Consider the following 15,350-nt stretch of genomic DNA (forward strand, 5'->3'; position numbering starts at 1 on the left):
TATTTTTTAATAATATGTAATTAAAGGGATTTTATTTTCACGACGGACTTTTAACGTCGGCTTATGATGGCGCGTCTGGCGATATTTAATATTTCCAGAAATGGTATAAAGGAACTAAAAAAATATAACCGCTCTTTTTTAGCCGTCGCCGCAATGCCGCCGTCACGTGACGAGGCCGCCGTTTTTTCAGCGCCTGAATGTTAATTTTCTGTAAAAGTCTGACCGATGTCGGATTGTTGATCTTTATTTGCCGGCGGGGTTGCGCCCGAGGGGGAGCATAGTTTAATCCTGTTCAGATTATCTCTTTGCCAATAAAAAATAAGGTATCGTATGCCCCATTTCACCCTGAAACAGCTCAAATACTTTGTTGCCGTTGTCGAAGCGGAGAGCATTGCTGAAGCCTCCCGGCAGCTGCATATCGCGCAGCCGTCTATCTCCATTGCGGTTAAGACGCTGGAAGATATGTTTGAGCAGCAGTTTTTTATTCGCCATCATGCGCAGGGGGTTTCCATGACCTCCAGTGGGCAGCGCTTTTATGAAAAAGCGAAGGAGCTGCTCCGGCTCTCGTACCAGTTCGAGCAAAACTCGAGGGCCGACAACGAGCTGGTGTCAGGAATTATCTCTATCGGCTGCTTTGAGACCGCGGCGCCGCTCTATTTACCGTCGCTGATCGCCGGGTTTAAGACTATTTATCCGGATATCACCATCAAAATTTACGACGGCGAGCAGCATGAAATTACCCACGGCCTGCACCGCGGCCGCTTCGACCTGGCGTTTATGTACGATCTCGAACTGGATATTTCCATTCAGACCGAGAGCCTGAACGCCCCGCAAAAGCCCTACGCGCTGCTGCCGGCGAGCCACCCGCTGGCGCAGCGGGCGTCGGTTAAGCTGTCGGAGCTGAGCCATCTGCCGATGGTGCTGCTGGATGTCGTCCCCAGCCGTAACTATTTCATCAGTATTTTCAAAGATAAAGGCTACAACCCGCAGGTGGCCTATAGTTCGCCGTCGATTGAGATGGTGCGCTGCATGGTCGGCCAGGGGCTGGGCTTTTCGGTTCTGGTGACCCGCCCTGTTTCTGATATCACCTACGACGGACAGCGGGTGCGCTGCGTCGATATTCAGGATGAGATGGCCAACTCGACGCTGGTAATGGCCCATCTGCGCAGCAGCGAGCCCACGAATCCCGCTAAGCTGTTTATGGAATATTGCCGCAACGCGGTGCTCAGTCCGCCGCAGCAGGAGGTGCGGGTGGCCTGACGCGGATTTTATTCAGCGCAGCGGCCCACGCTCGCATGGGCCGTTTTTATATTGCGCGCTTTATTTTCTGAATATAAAAAAACGATCCTCTGCATATATTTTTTATACCCTCTCGCCTTTGCTCTCTTACCCACGATAAATCATCATTAAGCATAAAATATTCGACGGCTGTTTTGCGATGCCGTGATTTTATCTTTTATATTCAAGGTGCTGCGCTCTGCCTCACTATTTTATTCTCAGGTTCTAAATTTATAATAATTTACCTGTTTGTTACTGTTTATTAACCTCGGTCCTGCGCAGTGGTTTATTCCTGGCGATTAAACTCCATTCGAAGGACACATTTATGACCGTAGAAAAAACAGAAATTGATACGCTGATTGTTGGCGGTGGTCAGGCCGGTATTGCCATGAGTGAGCACCTGACTCAGCTGGGGATCTCGCATCTGGTTATCGAGAAAAACCGTATCGCGGAGGCCTGGCGCACCGGACGCTGGGATTCTCTGGTGGCGAACGGCCCGGCGTGGCACGACCGCTTCCCGGGAATGGAGTTTAAAGGCGGCCAGCCGGATAGCTTTATTCCCAAGGACGACGTGGCGCAATACTTTGAAGATTACGTCAGGAAATTCTCTCTGCCGGTGCGTACCGGCGTGGAGGTCAAAAGCGCGGTTCGCAACAGCGGGCGCCCCGGATTCACCGTTGAAACGACGGATGGGGTGATCGAAGCGCAGCGTATCGTTGCCGCGACCGGGCCATTCCAGAAACCGGTTATTCCGCCGATTGCGCCGAAAGAGGGCAGCATTCATCAGATCCATTCCGCCAAATACTATAACCCGGAGCAGCTGCCTGCCGGCGCGGTGTTGGTGGTCGGCGCCGGCTCTTCCGGGGTGCAGATCGCCGATGAGCTCCAGCGCGCGGGCCGCCAGGTCTATCTCTCCGTCGGCGCCCACGACCGGCCGCCGCGCTCCTACCGCAACCGCGATTTCTGCTGGTGGCTGGGGGTGCTGGGCCTGTGGGACGCTCCCGCCAGCGAGCCGGGGAAAGAGCACGTAACCATCGCGGTGAGCGGCGCCCACGGCGGGCGGACGGTAGATTTTCGCGAGCTGGCGCAGCGCGGCATCACCCTGGTCGGGCTGACGAAGGCGTTTGCATCCGGCGTCGCGACCTTCCAGCCGGACCTGTGCGACAACATCCGCCGCGGCGATGAAAACTACCTCTCGCTGCTGGACGCCGCCGACGCCTACGTTGCCGCCAACGGCCTCGATTTACCGCCAGAGCCCGCGGCGCGTGAATTTTTAGCCGATCCGCAGTGCATGACGTCGCCGATCCTCTCTCTGGATCTGGCGCAGGCCGGGGTGACGAGCATTATCTGGGCGACCGGCTACGCCGTCGATTACGGCTGGCTCAACGTAAATGCCTTTAACGAGCAGAATCGCCCTCAGCACCAGCGCGGCGTGTCCAGCGAGCCGGGGGTCTATTTCCTCGGCCTGCCGTGGCTGTCGCGGCGGGGGTCGACCTTTATCTGGGGCGTGTGGCACGACGCGAAGCATATCGCCGACCATATCGCCACCCAGCGGAAATACAGTCAGTACCGGGATGCCGGTCAGCGCTGAACTATAGCTATCAATCAGGATAAAAATGATGCCGACACATACCCGTATTCGCATGTTTAACACCAAAGAGACCTATCCCAATCAGACCCTGGACAACGATTTGTGCCAGGCCGTGCGCGCCGGTAACACCGTTTACGTGCGTGGCCAGGTGGGCACGGATTTTGAAGGCAATCTGGTGGGGCTGGGCGACCCGCAGGCGCAGGCCGAGCAGGCGATGAAAAACGTCAAGCAGCTGCTGGAAGAGGCCGGAAGCGACCTTTCGCATATTGTGAAAACCACCACCTATATTATCGACCCGCGCTATCGTGAGCCGGTCTATCAGGAAGTCGGCAGGTGGCTGAAGGGCGTATTCCCCATCTCCACCGGGCTGGTTATCTCCGCCCTGGCGCAGCCGCAGTGGCTGATGGAAATTGACGTGATCGCCGTGATCCCCGATGGCTATGTGAAATAAGGAGTCGCCATGACGTTTTCTATCGCGGCATTCTGCCCGGAAACCGGGCAGTTTGGCATCGCTATAAGCTCCTCGAGCATTGCCGTCGGCGCCCGCTGCCCGTGGCTGCAGGCGGGAGTCGGCGCGGTATCCAGCCAGAATATCACCCTGCCGGCCCTTGGCCAGCTGACGCTCGCGCAGCTTGAGCAGGGGCTGGCGCCGGAAAAGGCGCTGCGCAAGGCGCTGGCGGAGGATGATTTCAGCCGCTATCGGCAGATTATCGCCATCAACGCCAGCGGGGAAACGGCCTCGTTTAGCGGCGATAAAACCCTCGGCATCTATCACGTCGCCGAAGGGGTGAACTGTATCGCCGGCGGCAATATGCTGGCCAGCCCCGCGGTAGTAGAGGCGATGGTTGCCGAATTCCAGCAGGCCGAAGGGGAGATGGCGACGCGCCTGCTGGCCGCTCTGCAGGCGGGGCTGAACCTCGGCGGCGAGGCCGGGCCGGTGCACTCTGCGGCGGTAAAAGTGGTGGATGATTACTCCTGGCCGCTGGTCGACCTGCGCGTTGACTGGCATGAGCAGGATCCGATTGGCGAGCTTACCGCGCTGTGGCTGGCGTACGAGCCGCAGATGCAGGCCTATATTACGCGCGCGCTCGACCCGCGGGAGGCCCCCAGTTACGGAGTACCCGGTGATGAATAGCGACCTGAAACAGATCCTGGCAACGCTGCTGGCATTCGATACCACCAGCCGCGAATCGAATCTGCAGCTGATTAATTATATCGATGAGTATCTCCGCGGTTATGGCATAGCCACGCGGCTTTTCTTTGATGAGGAAGGCAAAAAAGCCAACCTCTACGCCCGCTTTGGCCCCCCGGGGCCAGGAGGCGTGATGCTCTCGGGCCACACCGACGTGGTCCCGGTTGACGGGCAGCGCTGGACGGTGCCCCCTTTTGAACTCACCCTGCGCGACGACCTGTGCTACGGCCGCGGCAGCACCGATATGAAAGGCTTTATCGCCTGCGTGCTGGCCGCCGTTCCCGACTTTCTCTCCCAACCTTTACGCATGCCGCTGCATCTGGCCTTCTCCTACGATGAGGAGGTCGGATGCCTTGGCGTACGCAGCCTGGTGGACCATCTTAAAGCCTCAAAGGATAAGCCGGCGCTGTGCATTATCGGCGAACCCACCGAGATGCGTCCGGTCTACGGCCATAAAGGTAAGCTGGCCATGCGCTGTACGGTGCAGGGCAAGGCCTGCCATTCGGCCTACGCGCCCAGCGGCGTCAACGCTATCGAATATGCGGCAAAGCTGATTACCCGTTTAGGTACGCTCGGCGAAAAGCTGGCGCAAAGCCAGGATAGCCGCTTTGACCCGCCTTACAGCACGCTGCAGGTTGGGGTGATTCACGGCGGAGCGGCGCTCAATATTGTGCCGGAAAGCTGCCAGTTTGATTTTGAAATCCGCCATCTGCCGGACGTCTCGATCGAGCCGACGCTCGCCGAGCTGCACGGCTATGCCGCGGGCGAGCTGCTGACCTCGATGCGGGCGACTGCGGCGCAGGCGGATATTACCTTTCGCCCGCTCAGCTGCTATCCGGGCCTGCTCAGCGATCCGCAGTCGGAATTTGCCGGCTGGCTGGCGCAGTGGGTGGGAAGCGAGGCGTTTTCCACCGTGGCCTTCGGCACCGAGGGTGGTCTGTTTGACGAAGCGGGGGTCGCCACGCTTATCTGCGGGCCCGGAAGCATGGATCAAGGGCATAAAGCGGATGAGTTTATTGCCGTGGCTCAGCTGGAAAAGTGCCTGACGATGCTGGGTAATCTGCGCCGCTGGATGATGCTGTCTTAACGTTTCCGCGCCTGGGTTCAGGCGCGTTTTTTCCCCTCTAACCCTCCGCTTATTTTCATCCCCGCCCTGCGCCCTGTTCTGCCGCCGTATACGGATAAAAAAACTCCGGATAGTTTATCCGGAGTCAGCAAAACGGACTGAATATACCCGCTATACCTCAAGCTGCCGCCTTCCTGGCGCTCGGGTTATTTAGGGTCTTAAAAGCGAAGCGCTAAACTTTCTCTTTCACCAGGCTGATACTCTTCACCGTTTTTGCTTTAGAGAGAGCGTAATAGACCGGTGAAACCACCAGCAGGCCAATAATCCACGATAAATCAGCTCCGCCAAATGCGGTCGCAATCGGGCCGGTATAAATAGCCGTCGACATAAACGGTACTTCAACTAATATCCCCAGCAGGTAGCAGAAGATGGCGGTAGCATTAAAGTAGCCGTATATTCCGCCGTCGCGCTTAAAGAAGGAGGCAACGTCATATTCGCCGTGCGCGACGAGGTAATAATCCACCAGGTTAATTGCCGTCCACGGCACCAGGACATACAGCAGAACGGTAATAAAGTTGGTATAGATTAATAAAAAGTTTTCCTGCCCATAGATCGCCAGCGCTATTTCGAGGAGCATCGTCAGGATGGCGGTGATTATCCTTGCGCGAGCCATCGGCGACCAGCCGTCAATAAAGGTCTGGCCCAGGGTTAGCGTACAGAGCACGCCGCAGTACAGCATCATCGAGTTCGTGGCGGCAATCCCCAACGCCAGCACCACGATGACTACCGCGCCGAAGCCGCCGGTGAGGTCAATAATCCCCTGAATAATATCATCATTGCCAATGCTAATCGCCACCAGCGCCCCGAGAACCATCGGCAGATAAGAGCCTAAGATGCAGCCAAAGTAGCTGGCGTAAAAGACGCTTTTGTCGTTGGTGCTGTAGGGCATATAGCGCGAGTAGTCAGAGACATAGGGCGCGTAGGCCAGCTGCCACAGCGCGGCAATAGAGACCGCGCCGAGGAACCCGACCTTATTGAAGCCGCCGCGATCGAGAAAATCGATCGGCAGCCCGTGAATAAAGACGATCCACAGAAAGGTCGCGGCCAGCACAATACCGGATATCCACGACATAATTCTGGCGTAGGAGTGAATGATCTTATAGCCGAAAATGGTGGCAAACAGGCTCAGAGCGCCGACGATAATAATCCCGATATCGGAGTTCATCGGCTTATAGATGGCGTGCATGGACTGCCCGCCTAGTACCAGGCTGGAGGCGGTAAAGCCGATATACATTAATACGACAATGGACACCACCAGCACCGAACCATAGGAGCCAAACTGGCCCTTGGTTTGTACCATTTGCGGTACCCCCAGCCTGGGACCCTGTGCGGAATGCAGGGCCATAAACAGCCCGCCGACCAGACTTCCAATAAATAGCGCAACGACAGACCAGAAAAAAGAGAGATGGAAAATGGTTACCGACATCGCCCCGGTGATAACGGTTAATAGCATGATGTTAGAGCCAAACCAGATGGTAAATAGATCGCTCGGTTTACCGTGGCGCATATTAAGAGGGATAGGTCTGATGGTATTACTTTCGAGATTTTCAACGTTGACAGGTTGATGTTTAGTCATGGCGCTCTCTCATCACTGTGGGTCTATACCGTGAATTCTTCTGGCAACAGCAGGCCGCTAGCTGAACGAACGCAGCCAACAACGAGGTCGTCTGAAGCATCATGGGTATAAATCAGCGTTAGATTGATATTCCAATGAGGAGTACAGCTAATCTACTCATCATAACATTTCGTTTACTATTCTCACAATCTCGTATCATTTTGGAAATTATTAAAAATGTCGAACGTCGATATAAAAAAGTGCTTTACCCGGGCCCCGCGGCCTGATTGTCGTCGACTGACGGTCATCTCGCGCCATTTTTTAGACGTTTATTCTGTTATTCTTCTTGTTTTAAACTTAACGGTCCGGGAGGATGTTTTAAGCCAGATAATCATTCGTGCAGGAACGTGTGGCGCGGAATGATTGATGGTCAGAAATATGCGAAAGGCATATTTATTGTAGGGAATATAAAGCGCGCATTAATTCGCCATAAAATGACGATGAATCCGCAGAGTGGTCAATTTAATTTTAAATAAATCATTGGTTTGCCTGGCGGATCTGAAATCATTCAGCCGCTGCGCATAAATAAAATATGCGAGGCTCTTCACAATAAACGGCATTTATTCATAGTGTGCGATGGATCAATATTTAAAACATGCCGCCCGGGTTTTGATCTGATTAATTCAGAAGCAGCGGCCGCTGAATATATAAAGAATAACCCGCCGGGATGGCGGGTTATTCTTTTCTGGCAGGGGATCAGTAGCCGACGTTGTATATCCGCCCGGTCTGGATCCCCTCCACGCTGCGGCGATATGCCTGGGCCACCGCGGCGGCCGGAACGCTGGCAAAGCCCGGGAAGAAGCCGTCATAGGCGGTGGCCGATTCGGTCAGCACCGTGGGGCTGATCAGGTTGATGCGGATCCCGCGCGGCAACTCGCAGGCGGCGGCGCGGACAAAGCCTTCCAGCCCGGCGTTAACAGTGGTGGCGTTGACGCCCTGGGAAATCGGCTCATGCGCCACGATCCCGCTGATAAGGGTAATAGAGCCGCCGTCGTTCAAATAGCGCTGGCCGGTGAGCGCCAGGCGGATTTGCCCCAGCAGCTTGTCCTGCAGACCCTGGTTGAACTCCTCGTCGGTCATAGTGGCCAGCGGGCCAAAGAACAGGTTTCCGCTCGCCGAGACAATCGCATCAACCTGGCCAATTTTCTCAAACAGCGCCTGCACGCTCTGCTGGGAGGTGATATCAACCTGATGGTCGCCCTGAGTACGACCGACGCGAATGACTTCATGCTGACGACTGAGTTCTGCGGTGACCGCACGGCCCACGGTACCGCTGGCCCCAATAACGACGATTTTCATGGCTGACTCCTGATAAGTTGTGAGCCTCTATTCTTTAATGAAATGGATATCGGATAAACTGGCAAAAAGTTAGATGATTACTAACCTGAGGTTCGGAATATGGATAAGCTGCGCGGAATGGAAACGTTTATCGCCGTGGTGGAGTACGGCAGTTTTACCGAGGCGGCATCGCACCTGGAGATGTCGGCGGTGATGGTGGGCAAGTATATCGCCCTCATCGAACGCCAGCTGGCGACGCGCCTGCTTGAGCGCAACACCCGCCGCCAGAGCCTGACCGACGCCGGGCGGGTCTATTATGAAGAGGCGAAACGCGTTCTGGAGCAGGTGTCGATCGCTGAAGGCTCGGTGGAACGACTGCGGCTGGCCCCCGCGGGGACGCTGCGCATTAGCGCGCCGACCTCATTTGGCGCCTGCGTCATGGCGCCGCTGACCGCCACTTTCCTCCAGCAGTGGCCGGACGTGCGCGTGGAGCTCGATCTGACCAACCGGCTGGTCGATCTGGTGAATGAGGGGTTCGATCTGGCGATCCGCATCGGCGATATTCACCATACCGACCTGGTGGCGAAATATCTCTGCGCCTACCGGATGGTGATTTGCGCCGCCCCCGACTACCTCCGCCGCCACGGCACGCCGGCGGTCCCGGCCGATCTTGCCGGCCATCTCTGCCTCTCCCATACGGTGTGGACCGCGCGCAACGAGTGGAAGCTGCCGGGAATAGCGGAAGAGGTGCGCTGGAGGCGCGATGCGATCCTGCGCTGCAACGACGGCTACGGCCTGAGGATGGCGGCCATCGCCGGAGCTGGCCTGCTGCTACAGCCGGAAGTGCTGCTGACGGAGGATCTTGCCAGCGGAAAACTCGTCCGCGTGCTTGAGGCCTATACCCCCGAACCGCGCCCGGTGCATCTGCTGTGGCGTCAGGATCTTCGCCCGTTGCCGAAGCTCACCCGGTTTGTCGAACACGCGCTGAACGAGGGCGGACGCTATTTATGAACTATTATTATCTGGTCTGGTCTGATGAACGTTCTTCATAGATCACTTCTGCTAAAAGGAGATTGGTATGAGTTTATTGAGTTTTGTGAAAGAAGCGGGCGAGAAAATCTGGGATGCGGTATCGGGCGGGGATAAAGAGAGCCAGGCCGATAAGCTGAAAAAGCATATCGATGCGCTTAATCTTCCCGGCGCGGATAAAGTCAGCATCACCGTGGCCGAAGACGGCACCGCGACGGTCAGCGGCGACGTCGGCTCGCAGGAAGATAAGGAAAAAATTATGGTGGCGGTGGGTAACGTCACCGGCATTGCCCAGGTTAGCGACAACGTGAGCGTCACGCAGAGCGGCACCGAGAGCCGCTACTACACCGTGAAATCCGGCGATACGCTGAGCGCTATTTCTAAAACCGTGTACGGCTCGGCGAACGACTATCAGCGGATCTTTGAAGCCAACAAGCCGATGTTGAAGCATCCCGACAAGATTTATCCGGGACAGGTGCTGATTATCCCGAATAAGTAAGACGGGAAAACTGGCGTTATGCACGATCTATTATTATGGAGTCGGTAATGGGACTACTTGATCAAATTGGCGGCATGCTCGGCGGCCAGGCCGGCAAAGCGGAGCAGCTGCAGGCAATCATGGCCTGGATCCAGCAGCAGGGGGGCGTTCAGGGGATCATCGAAAAATTCCGCAGCGGCGGCCTGGGCGAGATCGTTGAATCCTGGATCGGCCAGCAGGGCAATATCCCGGTCTCAAGCGACCAGGTCACCTCGGTCTTCGGATCCTCTGCGCTGCAGGATCTTGCGGCAAGGCTCGGGCTCGACCCGCAGACCGCCTCGTCGCTCATCTCCGAGTATCTGCCGAAAATTGTCGACGGCTTATCTCCAGAAGGCGAAGCCCCCGCGCAGCAGGATCTGCTGTCTGAAGGCGTGAACCTGCTGAAAGGCAAGCTGTTTGGCTGAGCGCGGTTACGCGCAGCCGATACGCCAAAAGTAAAACCCGCCGGTCGGCGGGTTTATTGTTTTAGTCCCGCAGCGCCTGCTGCCAGTCGGCAATCAGATCCTGCGCGTCCTCAATGCCGACGGAGAGGCGAATGAGCTGAGGCGTAATGCCGTTTGCCAGCCTCTGCTCCAGAGGAATGGAAGCGTGGGTCATGCTAAACGGCTGGCTGACAAGGCTCTCCACGCCGCCGAGGCTCTCCGCCAGCGTAAACAGGCGCAGCCTGCCGATAACCTGCTCGGCATAGCGATCGTCGCCTTTCACCACCAGCGAAATCATCCCGCCGGGCAGCGCCATCTGCCGGCGCGCCAGCTGATGATGCGGATGCGACGCCAGCCACGGGAACCACACCTTTTCCACCTGCGGCTGCTGCTCCAGCCATTCGGCGAGCGCGAGGGCGTTGCTGCTGTGGCGCTCCATGCGCAGCGCGAGGGTGCGGATGCCGCGCAGCGTCAAAAAGCTGCTGAAGGGGTCGAGCACGCCGCCCACCGCATTTTGCAGATACCCGAGCCGCTCCGCCAGCTCGCGGTTGTCGCCGACCACCGCGAGGCCCGCCACCACGTCGGAATGGCCGTTGAGATATTTTGTCGCCGAGTGCACGACGATATCAAAGCCCAGCTCGAGGGGACGATGAATAGCCGGTGAGGCGAAGGTGTTGTCGGTGACGCTGATGAGATTATGCCGCCGGGCAATCGCCGCGATGGCGCTGAGATCCGCCAGCTTGAGCAGTGGGTTGGTCGGCGTTTCAATCCAAATCATCCGCGTGTCCGGCCTGATGGCCGCCTCAATCGCCGCCAGGTCGTCGGGCTTGACCCAGCTGACCCGCAGGCCGGCGCTGCGGCGGCGGACGTTTTCGATCAGCCGCCAGGTGCCGCCGTACACGTCGTCGACGACCACCAGGTGGCTGTCTTTATCCAGCAGCTCAAGCACCGTGGAAATCGCCGCCAGCCCGGAAGCAAAGGCGTAGCCGCGGGTGCCGCTCTCCAGTTCGGCAATCGCCGTTTCCAGCGCATGGCGGGTGGGGTTGCCGCTGCGCGAGTATTCATAGCCGGTATGCTGCCCGGGCGCCGGCTGTGCGAAGGTGGAGGTGGCATAAATGGGCGGCATCACGGCGCCGTGCGCATCATTAAAAGTGCCGCCGTGTACGCTCAATGTATTTAAGTTTTTCATGGTCGATCCTTAGTGTTCAAGTCGGTTACGCCAGGTGGTCAGCACGTCGCTGCGGGTGATCAGGCCGAGAAAACGATCGTTATCGGCGATGACGGCCACCAGGCCGCGATCGAAAATGGCTTTTAGCGCGCTTTCCGGCGCGCGTTTATCGAGGGTTTCGACGTTGCGGGTCATGGCCTCTCTGACCGGCAGCGCAAAGCGCCGGCTGTCGCCCTCGACGTGGCTAATCAAATCCCACTCGTCGACGATGCCAACGACGCGGCCGTTCTCCAGCACCGGCAGCTGGGAGATGTCGTACAGGCGCATGCGCGCAAGAATGGTCGCCAGGGTGTCGTCCGGCGCGGCGGTGACGGTGGCGTCTTCGTCATGACGCAGGGCGATAAAATCGGTTAAATCGCCGCGCGAGGGACGGGTCAGCAGCCCCTGCTGGCGCATCCAGTCATCGTTGAACATTTTCGACAGATACTTGTTGCCGCTGTCGCAGGCAAAGGTTACTACGCGTTTGGCGGTGGTCTGCGCCTGGCAGTAGCGCAGGGCGGCGTGCAGCAGCGTGCCCGTTGAAGAGCCGGCAAGAATGCCTTCGGTCTGCAGCAGCTCCCGCGCGGTCGCAAACGCCTCGCGGTCGGTGACGCGATAGGCGGTATGAACGCCGTCGAGATGGGCCAGCGGCGGGACAAAATCTTCGCCAATCCCCTCGACCAGCCACGATCCCGCTTCGCCGGAGCGGCCGGTTTCTACCCGATCGGCGAGGATCGATCCCGCCGGATCGGCAAGAATAAACTCCGTTTTCGGCGAGTGTTCGGCAAACCACGCCTGCAGCCCGCCGAGGGTACCGCCGGAGCCGACGCCCACGACGATGGCGTCGATATCGCCATCCAGCTGGGCGAAGATTTCTGGCGCGGTGCTGCTGCTGTGCGCCAGCGGATTGGCCTCGTTATTAAACTGATCGATATAGAACGCCCCCGGCGTCTCCTCCGCCAGGCGGCGGGCGTAATCCTGATAGTAGGCCGGATGGCCTTTATTAACATCGGAGCGGGTGAGCAGCACCGTGGCTCCCAGCGCCCGCAGATGGAATATCTTCTCGCGGCTCATTTTGTCGGGGACGACGAGGATCAGGCGGTAGTTCTTTTGCGCCGCGATGAGCGCCAGGCCGAGGCCGGTATTGCCGGCGGTGGCTTCAATAATCGTGCCGCCGGGCTTCAGCTTACCGAGGCGCTCGGCCTCGTTAATCATCGACAGCGCGACGCGATCCTTAATCGAACCGCCGGGATTTTGGTTTTCCAGCTTCAAAAACAGGCTACAAGGGCCGGTCTCCAGCTTATGCAGCTGAAGCAGGGGCGTGTGGCCGATAAGTTCGCTAACAGAATGAAAGAGTGACATAACGATTTACCCATTCGTATCGAGATGACGAATGGTAGGTCTGTGAATTTGGCAAATTAAAGAATATTTAACCGCTCATAAGAGCAAAATGGAATATAAGATGCTATTTAGCCATCCGGAGGGAAAGGTTGTTAGCCGCCTGGGTGTATTGATATCTGAAAAAACGCTTTTTTGGCGTAATTTTCAGCGATTAATGCCTTTTTGCGGCGACGCAAATGCGTTTTTCAGCAAAGTATGGCTAAAAAAAACATAGCCGCAAATATCAGGATGGAGCGAGTCTTTTACTCTGCCGATGCATAGCTGGTGGCCGAAAACAAATAACAAAGCCGGCTATTCAATACCGTTTTTGATAGATACGTCAGGGCTCGGACGCATGATAACCTTTTATTAAATTAGACCGCTTTGCGATTTCCTCCGGGCTTATTTAGCCAGCGGCGGAAGAAAAGGTGAGATGTGCCTGAATTTATATCATTAGCGATAAGTTCATTCTGGCCGATGCTGTATGCCGGGCTGGTTTTTACTATCCCCATTACGTTAATTTCGTTTGCCCTCGGCCTCGGGCTGGGGTTTATCGCGGCGCTTATCAGGCTATACGGGCCGCGACCGCTGCGGCTGCTGGTGCGTTTTTACGTCTGGGTTATCCGCGGCACGCCGCTGCTGGTGCAGCTGTTCCTGATTTTTTATGCGCTGCCCGGCATCGGCATTACCCTCGACGCTTTTCCCGCCGCGGTGATCGGCTTTACGCTGAACGTCGGGGCCTTCACTTCCGAGGTTATCCGGGCGACGCTGCTTTCCGTGGCTAAAGGGCAGTGGGAGGCCGCGCACTCGATCGGGATGGGCTGGTGGCAGTCGCTGCGCCATATTATTTTGCCGCAGGCCGCGCGGGTGGCGGTGCCGCCGTTATCAAATACCTTTATTTCGCTGGTGAAAGATACCTCGCTGGCGTCGGTGATCACCGTTCCGGAGCTATTTTTAGCGGCCCAGAGAATTGCCGCCGTGACCTATCAACCATTAATACTCTATACCGAAGCCGCTCTTATCTATTTATTAATTAGCTCGGTGCTGTCGTACCTGCAATCGAGGCTGGAGGCCCGGTTAGAAAAAAATACCTCAGGCAAGGAGCAAAATAATGATAACGCTGTCCGGGCTTGAGAAAAGTTTTGCCGGGCAAAAGGTCCTGCACGATATCTCTTTAAATATTGCCGAAGGGAGCGTCACCGCGCTTATTGGGCCATCGGGAAGCGGCAAAAGCACGCTATTACGCTGTATTAACCTGCTTGAGCTGCCGCAGGCCGGGAAATTAACTATTGGTCAGGAGAATATTACGTTCTCTGCGGATGCCGCGCCGAAGAGAAAGGATATCCGGCGTATTTGCCAGCAAACCGGAATGGTTTTCCAGAGTTTTCAGCTGTTCCCTCATTTGTCGGTACTGGAAAACATTATGGCGGGGCTGATTGTGGTGCAGAAATGGCCCGTCGAACGCGCGAGGGCCCGCGCCGAAGAGCTGCTGGCGAAGGTGGGCCTGCTGCATAAGCGTGATGCCTGGCCGGCGATGCTGTCAGGCGGCCAGCAGCAGCGCGTGGCCATCGCCCGCGCGCTGGCGCCTTCGCCCAAGGTGCTGCTCTGCGATGAGCCAACTTCGGCGCTCGATCCCGAGCTGTCGCTGGAGGTGATTGCGGTTTTGCGTCAGCTGGCGCAGGAGGGGACAACCATGCTGATCGCCACTCACGATCTGCGGCTGGCCGCCAGTATCGCCAGCCAGGTGGTGTTCCTTGAGTCCGGGCAGATTATTGAGAGCGGCAGCTCGCGGGATATTTTTACCCGAGCGAGGAAAACCCGGACGCAGATTTTTATTTCCACATTAACCGAAACGTTTCCCGATTCCTGGGAAATTTAAAACAACAATACGGCACGGCAGATTAAGGAGTTAATGATGAAAGTACTGATGACGGCACTACTGGCCACCGCGATCCAGCTCGGCGTGGCGTATGCGGCGGCGGCGCAGGACGACCTCGCAAAGATTAAAACGGCAGGCGTGTTTAAGGTCGGCACCGAAGGGACCTTCCCGCCGTTTACTTACCACAATACGGCGGGAAAACTGGTGGGTTTTGACGTTGATATCGCGCGTGAAATTGCCAAACGGATCGGCGTAAAGGCCGAGTTCGTTGAAGGCAAGTGGGATGGTCTGGTGGCCGGCCTCGATGCCAACCGCTACGACGCGGTGATAAACCAGGTATCCATTACGCCCGAGCGGCAGGCGAAGTACGACTTCTCCGATGCCTACATTTCCCCGAAAGCCGTGCTGATCGTCAATGAGAAAAACGCCGACATCCACACCTTTGCCGATTTAAAAGGCAAAAAATCGGCGCATACCCTGACCAGCAACTACGCGCAGATTGCCCGCGAAAACGGCGCCGAAGTGGTGGGTACCGACGGCTTCGACCAGTCCATTGCGCTGGTGGCGCAGGGACGGGCGGATGCGACCATTAACAGCAACCTCTCATTCCTCGATTTCAAAAAGCATAAACCCGACGCGCCGGTAAAAATTGTGGCCGAACGTCCCGACGCCGAGCAGGAAGCGGTATTAATCCACAAGGGAAATCCGCAGCTGCGTCAGGCTATCAATACGGCGCTGGCGGGAATTAAATCCGATGGTACCTGGCTGCGGATCTCCAGGGAGTATTTCGCCGCCGACGTGTCGAAATAAGGGCG

At 56.9% G+C, this 15,350-nt stretch carries 15 protein-coding genes; 11 read left to right on the plus strand and 4 right to left on the minus strand.

Going from position 1 to position 15,350, the window contains the following annotated elements; all coding sequences use genetic code 11:
- The first annotated feature begins 330 nt into the window (after positions 1-330).
- The 5 genes from AC1M2H_RS03695 (at position 331) to argE (ending at position 5,148) form a co-directional block, all read left to right on the plus strand.
- A complete protein-coding gene (locus AC1M2H_RS03695; protein WP_480150340.1) occupies positions 331-1,260 on the plus strand; it encodes a LysR family transcriptional regulator in 930 nt (309 codons plus the stop codon).
- A 343-nt stretch (positions 1,261-1,603) separates the two neighbouring features.
- Positions 1,604-2,869: a flavin-containing monooxygenase gene (locus AC1M2H_RS03700; RefSeq protein ID WP_480150341.1), complete on the plus strand. Its 1,266-nt coding sequence runs from the start codon at positions 1,604-1,606 to the stop codon at positions 2,867-2,869.
- Between the two features lie 28 nt (positions 2,870-2,897).
- Positions 2,898-3,320, plus strand: a complete 423-nt coding sequence (locus AC1M2H_RS03705; RefSeq protein ID WP_480151827.1) for a RidA family protein — start codon at positions 2,898-2,900, stop codon at positions 3,318-3,320.
- Positions 3,321-3,329: 9 nt separating this feature from the next.
- Complete coding sequence (locus tag AC1M2H_RS03710) at positions 3,330-4,004, plus strand: DUF1028 domain-containing protein (RefSeq protein ID WP_480150342.1); 675 nt, start codon at positions 3,330-3,332, stop codon at positions 4,002-4,004.
- Positions 3,997-5,148 (plus strand): acetylornithine deacetylase, encoded by a 1,152-nt coding sequence (gene argE, locus AC1M2H_RS03715; RefSeq protein ID WP_480151828.1) that lies wholly within the window; start codon positions 3,997-3,999, stop codon positions 5,146-5,148. The genes AC1M2H_RS03710 and argE overlap by 8 nt, the downstream gene beginning before the upstream one ends.
- 211 nt (positions 5,149-5,359) lie before the next feature.
- On the opposite strand, the gene AC1M2H_RS03720 is transcribed toward argE, so the two are convergent.
- Together AC1M2H_RS03720 and AC1M2H_RS03725 are read right to left on the minus strand one after the other, a co-directional pair.
- On the minus strand, positions 5,360-6,763 hold the full coding sequence (locus tag AC1M2H_RS03720) for a purine-cytosine permease family protein (RefSeq protein ID WP_480150343.1): 1,404 nt from the start codon (positions 6,761-6,763) through the stop codon (positions 5,360-5,362).
- A gap of 735 nt (positions 6,764-7,498) precedes the next feature.
- Positions 7,499-8,101, minus strand: a complete 603-nt coding sequence (locus tag AC1M2H_RS03725; protein ID WP_480150344.1) for a short chain dehydrogenase — start codon at positions 8,099-8,101, stop codon at positions 7,499-7,501.
- 99 nt (positions 8,102-8,200) lie between these two features.
- On the opposite strand from AC1M2H_RS03725, the gene AC1M2H_RS03730 reads away from it, so the two are divergent.
- The 3 genes from AC1M2H_RS03730 to AC1M2H_RS03740 all read left to right on the plus strand — a co-directional run bounded on the left by AC1M2H_RS03730 (position 8,201) and on the right by AC1M2H_RS03740 (position 10,051).
- Positions 8,201-9,091: a LysR substrate-binding domain-containing protein gene (locus tag AC1M2H_RS03730; RefSeq protein WP_480150345.1), complete on the plus strand. Its 891-nt coding sequence runs from the start codon at positions 8,201-8,203 to the stop codon at positions 9,089-9,091.
- Between the two features lie 67 nt (positions 9,092-9,158).
- Complete coding sequence (gene lysM / locus AC1M2H_RS03735) at positions 9,159-9,608, plus strand: peptidoglycan-binding protein LysM (protein ID WP_480150346.1); 450 nt, start codon at positions 9,159-9,161, stop codon at positions 9,606-9,608.
- A 47-nt stretch (positions 9,609-9,655) separates the two neighbouring features.
- Positions 9,656-10,051 carry a YidB family protein gene (locus AC1M2H_RS03740; protein ID WP_480150347.1) on the plus strand — a complete coding sequence of 132 codons (396 nt, stop codon included), beginning with the start codon at positions 9,656-9,658 and terminating at the stop codon, positions 10,049-10,051.
- A 61-nt stretch (positions 10,052-10,112) separates the two neighbouring features.
- On the opposite strand, the gene AC1M2H_RS03745 is transcribed toward AC1M2H_RS03740, so the two are convergent.
- Positions 10,113-11,258 carry a trans-sulfuration enzyme family protein gene (locus AC1M2H_RS03745; RefSeq protein ID WP_480150348.1) on the minus strand — a complete coding sequence of 382 codons (1,146 nt, stop codon included), beginning with the start codon at positions 11,256-11,258 and terminating at the stop codon, positions 10,113-10,115.
- 9 nt (positions 11,259-11,267) lie between these two features.
- A complete protein-coding gene (locus AC1M2H_RS03750; protein WP_480151829.1) occupies positions 11,268-12,644 on the minus strand; it encodes a pyridoxal-phosphate dependent enzyme in 1,377 nt (458 codons plus the stop codon).
- Between the two features lie 489 nt (positions 12,645-13,133).
- On the opposite strand from AC1M2H_RS03750, the gene AC1M2H_RS03755 reads away from it, so the two are divergent.
- Genes AC1M2H_RS03755 through AC1M2H_RS03765 form a run of 3 tightly spaced genes read left to right on the plus strand, consistent with a single transcriptional unit; the run spans position 13,134 to position 15,345 of the window.
- Entirely contained in the window at positions 13,134-13,790 is a 657-nt protein-coding gene (locus AC1M2H_RS03755) for an amino acid ABC transporter permease (protein ID WP_480151830.1), read from the plus strand.
- Entirely contained in the window at positions 13,768-14,535 is a 768-nt protein-coding gene (locus AC1M2H_RS03760; RefSeq protein ID WP_480150349.1) for an amino acid ABC transporter ATP-binding protein, read from the plus strand. Before AC1M2H_RS03755 ends, AC1M2H_RS03760 begins: the two co-directional genes overlap by 23 nt.
- A gap of 36 nt (positions 14,536-14,571) precedes the next feature.
- On the plus strand, positions 14,572-15,345 hold the full coding sequence (locus tag AC1M2H_RS03765) for an amino acid ABC transporter substrate-binding protein (RefSeq protein WP_480151831.1): 774 nt from the start codon (positions 14,572-14,574) through the stop codon (positions 15,343-15,345).
- The last annotated feature ends 5 nt before the right edge of the window (positions 15,346-15,350 follow it).

The sequence above is a fragment of the Klebsiella sp. F11 genome (assembly GCF_056712265.1).

What these genes read in the sequence shown, in the direction of transcription:
- AC1M2H_RS03725 (WP_480150344.1), bottom strand. Translation starts at nt 8,101, where the DNA reads ATGAAAATCGTCGTTATTGGGGCCAGCGGTACCGTGGGCCGTGCGGTC.
- AC1M2H_RS03700 (WP_480150341.1), top strand. Translation starts at nt 1,604, where the DNA reads ATGACCGTAGAAAAAACAGAAATTGATACGCTGATTGTTGGCGGTGGT.
- AC1M2H_RS03730 (WP_480150345.1), top strand. Translation starts at nt 8,201, where the DNA reads ATGGATAAGCTGCGCGGAATGGAAACGTTTATCGCCGTGGTGGAGTAC.
- AC1M2H_RS03695 (WP_480150340.1), top strand. Translation starts at nt 331, where the DNA reads ATGCCCCATTTCACCCTGAAACAGCTCAAATACTTTGTTGCCGTTGTC.
- AC1M2H_RS03755 (WP_480151830.1), top strand. Translation starts at nt 13,134, where the DNA reads ATGCTGTATGCCGGGCTGGTTTTTACTATCCCCATTACGTTAATTTCG.
- AC1M2H_RS03720 (WP_480150343.1), bottom strand. Translation starts at nt 6,763, where the DNA reads ATGACTAAACATCAACCTGTCAACGTTGAAAATCTCGAAAGTAATACC.
- AC1M2H_RS03740 (WP_480150347.1), top strand. Translation starts at nt 9,656, where the DNA reads ATGGGACTACTTGATCAAATTGGCGGCATGCTCGGCGGCCAGGCCGGC.
- AC1M2H_RS03705 (WP_480151827.1), top strand. Translation starts at nt 2,898, where the DNA reads ATGCCGACACATACCCGTATTCGCATGTTTAACACCAAAGAGACCTAT.
- AC1M2H_RS03710 (WP_480150342.1), top strand. Translation starts at nt 3,330, where the DNA reads ATGACGTTTTCTATCGCGGCATTCTGCCCGGAAACCGGGCAGTTTGGC.
- AC1M2H_RS03765 (WP_480151831.1), top strand. Translation starts at nt 14,572, where the DNA reads ATGAAAGTACTGATGACGGCACTACTGGCCACCGCGATCCAGCTCGGC.
- AC1M2H_RS03745 (WP_480150348.1), bottom strand. Translation starts at nt 11,258, where the DNA reads ATGAAAAACTTAAATACATTGAGCGTACACGGCGGCACTTTTAATGAT.
- argE (WP_480151828.1), top strand. Translation starts at nt 3,997, where the DNA reads ATGAATAGCGACCTGAAACAGATCCTGGCAACGCTGCTGGCATTCGAT.
- AC1M2H_RS03760 (WP_480150349.1), top strand. Translation starts at nt 13,768, where the DNA reads ATGATAACGCTGTCCGGGCTTGAGAAAAGTTTTGCCGGGCAAAAGGTC.
- lysM (WP_480150346.1), top strand. Translation starts at nt 9,159, where the DNA reads ATGAGTTTATTGAGTTTTGTGAAAGAAGCGGGCGAGAAAATCTGGGAT.